The sequence below is a fragment of the Mesorhizobium sp. M0306 genome, from assembly GCF_040321655.1.
GTDB lineage: Bacteria > Pseudomonadota > Alphaproteobacteria > Rhizobiales > Rhizobiaceae > Mesorhizobium.
The window spans coordinates 1-589 of record NZ_JAMYRY010000121.1 but is presented as its reverse complement, the minus strand read 5'-3'; the positions used below and the strand labels follow the sequence as shown (position 1 = coordinate 589).

Below are 589 nucleotides of genomic sequence, written 5' to 3'. Positions count from 1 at the left end.
GTAAGCGGGCAGCTGAGGCCGTTCAGCGCTGGTAATTCCATGGCATGAGGGCGTCGATATCGCTGTTTGGCCAGCCATTGGCAATGCGCTCGAGGGTCAGGGTGAGCCAGGCGTGCGGATCGACCTGATTCATCTTGGCGGTGGTCAGCAGGGTGGCGATGGTGGCCCATGTCCGTCCGCCGCCGTCGCTGCCCGCGAAGAGGCTGTTCTTTCGGGTAATTGTCTGCGGCCGGATGGCGCGCTCGACGGTGTTGGAGTCGATTTCGATCCGGCCGTCAGTGAGGAAGCGCTCCAGCGCGGCACGCCGGCCGAGTGCATAGCGGATCGCCTCGGCCGGCTTCGATTTTCCCGACAGCTTGGGCAGCTCCTTTTCCCACAGCGCAAAGAGAGCGGCAACGATGACGGCGGATTTCTCCTGACGCGCAGTTATCCGTACTGCCGGGTCCTGGCCGCGTACGGCCTCCTCGGCGGCCCACAGTGGGGCCATCTGCGCCACCGTCTGCGAGGCGATAACGGAGGAGCCTGCGGCATGCAGTTCGTAGAACTTGCGCCGCACGTGCGACCAGCACGCCGCCAGCATCACGCCGTC

At 65.2% G+C, this 589-nt stretch carries 1 protein-coding gene; it reads right to left on the bottom strand.

Annotated features, from left to right (window positions below; genetic code table 11):
* Positions 1-22: 22 nt before the first annotated feature.
* Positions 23-589, bottom strand: a 567-nt coding sequence (locus tag NKI95_RS34385; RefSeq protein WP_352722291.1) for an IS66 family transposase, incomplete at its 5' end; no start/stop codon positions are given.